This is a genomic window from Phyllobacterium sp. (genome assembly GCF_037994405.1).
Classification (GTDB): Bacteria; Pseudomonadota; Alphaproteobacteria; order Rhizobiales; family Rhizobiaceae; genus Phyllobacterium.
Map to the genome: position 1 here is coordinate 1 of NZ_JBBNAN010000111.1, position 3719 is coordinate 3719.

A 3719-nucleotide genomic window follows, 5' to 3' on the forward strand; every position below is an offset into this window, starting at 1 on the left:
AATTGAAATGTCTTTCCAGCCGTTGACCGCCGGCGTTTCAGGCGCTGCTCTCGTGTCCGTCTCTGTGTCGATGGTCGCGTTGACGCTGGGCCTTTCGCTCGGAGAACCCCTGATCGTCAAGGCGCAGGCGCAGGCGCAATCGAACCAACAAAACCCTTTCGAACGAGCCCAGTCGGCGGTGGAAAGCCTGATCGCGCGGCTGCGCGGCCGCGAGATGCCCGAGGGCATTGTCAAGTCGAACGGTCGAATCGAAGCAACGCAAGTCGATGTCGCGGCGAAATATCCCGGCCGACTGGCGACGTTGACCGTAAACGAGGGCGACGAAGTCACGGCTGGACAGGTCGTCGCCACCATCGCGTCGCCGGAAACAGAGGCACAATTACGCGGCGCGCAAGCGCAAGTCCTGAAATCCAAACAGGCATTGGCCGAAGCGAATGCGCAAATAGCGCAGCGCAAGAGCGATTTGGATTTCGCCAGAACCGACTATGAGCGCGCAAAAAAGCTACTTGATACCCGCTTTATATCGGTGCAGGTGGTTGATCAGCGTCGCAACAGATTAGATGCATCGGAAGCTGCATACGTTGCGGCAAATGCCCAGCGTGATCAGGCCGAGTCCGCAATTGCAGCAGCTGAATCTGACGTCGAACGTTACCAGTCAATTCTCGTCGATCTCGTGCTCGTCTCGCCCAGAAGTGGACGGGTGCAATACCGGCTCGCTCGCGCGGGCGAGGTCGTCGCTGCAGGACAACGCGTTCTGACCATTCTTGATTTGAACGATGTGTACTTCACGATCTATCTGCCCGCGGACGATGCCGGCAAGCTCACGCTAGGAGACGAGGCACACATTATCCTCGATCCCATTCCCCAATACGTGTTCCCCTCGACGATCAGCTTCGTGGCGACCGAGGCCCAGTTCACGCCGAAGAGCGTCGAGACGACTGAGGAGCGGGAGAAGCTGATGTTCCGGGTCAAGCTCCAGGGCGATCCTAAGGTGCTTGATAGGTACCATCGCCAGGTCAAGACCGGGGTGCGCGGGCTTGGGTTTGTCCGCACCGATCCCAAGGTCCCCTGGCCTCAAGAACTGACCGTGAGGCTGCCGCAATGAGCACGACTATCGTGGCAAGTGTCCAGCAGGTAACGCATCGCTATGGAAAAGCGTTCGCGCTTAACGACCTGACCCTCGATATTCCCGCAAATTGCATGGTGGGGATGATCGGGCCCGACGGCGTCGGCAAGTCCACCTTGCTCGCCCTCATCGCCGGGGTGCGCAAGATTCAAGCCGGCAAGGTCACGGTGCTCGGAGGCGACATGGTGGATGAGCGTCATCGCCGAGTGAGCTACGGCCGCATTGCCTACATGCCACAGGGGCTTGGTCGCAATCTCTATCCGACGCTCAGTGTGTTGGACAACATCGATTTCTTTGGACGCTTGTTCGGCCAAGGCGCAGCAGAGCGGCGCGCGCGCATCGACGAGCTTCTGAAAGCTACTGGGCTCGATCCGTTTGCAGATCGACCCTGCGGCAAGCTCTCCGGCGGCATGAAGCAGAAAGTCAGCCTGTGCTGCTCGCTGATGCACGATCCAGATCTTCTTATCCTCGATGAGCCCACCACGGGCGTGGATCCGCTGTCGCGGCGGCAGTTCTGGGAGCTCATTGATTCCATCCGCGCGCGTCGGCCGCAGATGAGCGTGATTGTCGCAACCGCGTATATGGATGAGGCGAGTCGGTTCGATTGGCTCGCTGCTATGGACGAGGGAAAAGTCATCGCGCACGGCACACCGAAGGAGATCCTCGCCAAAGCGCAAAAGACTACTCTTGACGACGCCTTCATTGCGCTCCTTCCGCCGGAAAAGCGCGACCTGCACGAGGAGGTCATCGTGCGGCCGCGCGTCGAGACCCAAGACAAGACGCCGGCAATCGAGGCGGAAGGGCTTACGCGCCGGTTCGGCGATTTCGTCGCCGTCGACCATGTGAGCTTTCGCATCGGACACGGCGAGATTTTCGGGTTCCTCGGCTCAAATGGCTGCGGAAAAACCACCACCATGAAAATGATGACCGGGCTGCTGCCGGTCACCGAAGGCTCGGCCAAATTATTCGGCAAGCCGATGGGCGCCAGCGACATGGAGGCGCGCCAGAACGTCGGCTACATGTCGCAGGCGTTTTCACTCTACGGCGAGCTCACGGTTTGGCAGAACCTCGATCTGCATGCGCGGCTCTACCATTTGCCGCCGAACGAGATCGACGCACGGATCAACGAGCTGCTGGAGCGGTACGATCTGAAAAACGTGGCTGACGCCAAGCCCGAGAGCCTGCCGCTTGGGGTCAAACAGCGATTGCAGCTTGCGGTGGCCGTGCTCCACCGGCCGCCCATACTCATTCTCGACGAGCCCACTTCGGGCGTTGATCCGGTCGCCCGCGACGCTTTCTGGCGCACGCTGATCGATCTCTCCCGCAACGATGGCGTCACTATCTTCCTCTCGACCCATTTCATGAATGAGGCCGAGCGCTGCGACCGTATTTCGCTGATGCATCGCGGACGCGTGCTCGCCGTCGGCGCGCCGAAGGAGCTGGCGAAAGAACGCGGCAGCGATTCTCTCGAAGACGCCTTCATCTCCTATCTGGAGGAAGCGGGCGGAAGTAAAGAAAAAAAGAAGCCAGAGCCAGCGCCGCAACCCTCGGCGGTTGCAGGCGTCACGGCAATCAAGCCTGTCCAATCGCGCTCGTCCAGGCGATTTGACCCCGGGCGGCTATGGGCCTATGCCCGGCGTGAATCGATGGAGCTTTTGCGCGATCCCATCAGGATGGCGTTCGCTTTCATTGGTCCCGTCATTCTGATGATTGCCTTCGGTTATGGCATCACATTCGATGTCGAGAACCTGAAATTTGCGGCCTTCGACCAGGACCGGACGCCGGAAAGCCGCAGGCTGCTCGAAAACTTCTCGGGCTCTCATTATTTCAATGAGCGGCCTCCGATCAGCTCCACCGCGGAACTCGAGCAGCGCCAGCGGAGCGGAGAGCTGGCTGTCGCCATTGAAATTCCAGCTGGATTCGGCCGTGATGTTGCGAACCTGCGTTCGCCCGCTGTCGCCTTCTGGATCGACGGCGCCATGCCGTTCCAGGGCGAGACAACCAGAGGGTACGTCACCGGCTTGCAGCAGCGTTATGTGCGGGATCTCATTGTCGAGCGCCTCGGCCCCGATGCGCCATCAAACGCCTTTATTGGCAGCGTCAATATCGAAAATCGGTTCCGCTACAATCAGTCTTTCAAGAGCATCTTTGCAATGGTTCCGCTCACCATCGTGATGGTGTTGGTTCTGATCCCGGCAGTCATGGCGACCATTGCTGTCGTCCGCGAGAAAGAAACCGGCTCGATCGCCAACTTCCGGTCCACTCCCATCAGCAAATTCGAATTTTTGGTGGGCAAGCTGTTGCCCTATGTTGTCATCGGGATGTTGGCATTCACTATTATGCTGCTGATGGCGCTTTTCGTTTTCCACGTGCCGGTCAAGGGGTCTTTCGGAGCCCTTGCGCTCGGGACGCTGCTCTATGTTTTCTCAACTTGCGGCTTCGGGCAACTCATCTCGACCTTCACCCAGACCCAGGTAGCGGCGGTCTTTGCGACCACGGTTCTCGCCATCATTCCCACGGTGAACTTTTCAGGTCTGCTCACGCCCGTGTCGTCCCTTACGGGCGCGGGAAGGGTCATTGGCCTCATGTTTCC

2 protein-coding genes are annotated in these 3719 nt (G+C 59.3%); both read left to right on the forward strand.

What is annotated here, in order from left to right; translation table 11 throughout:
* Positions 1-70 precede the first annotated feature (70 nt).
* Positions 71-1105, forward strand: coding sequence for an HlyD family efflux transporter periplasmic adaptor subunit (locus AAAC48_RS06625; protein WP_340653426.1), 1035 nt, complete (start codon positions 71-73; stop codon positions 1103-1105).
* Positions 1102-3719, forward strand: a 2618-nt coding sequence (rbbA, locus tag AAAC48_RS06630) for a ribosome-associated ATPase/putative transporter RbbA (RefSeq protein WP_340653425.1), incomplete at its 3' end; no start/stop codon positions are given. The genes AAAC48_RS06625 and rbbA, both read left to right, overlap by 4 nt.

Coding starts and splice junctions, on each gene's coding strand:
- AAAC48_RS06625 (WP_340653426.1), top strand. CDS start 71: ATGGTCGCGTTGACGCTGGGCCTTTCGCTCGGAGAACCCCTGATCGTC.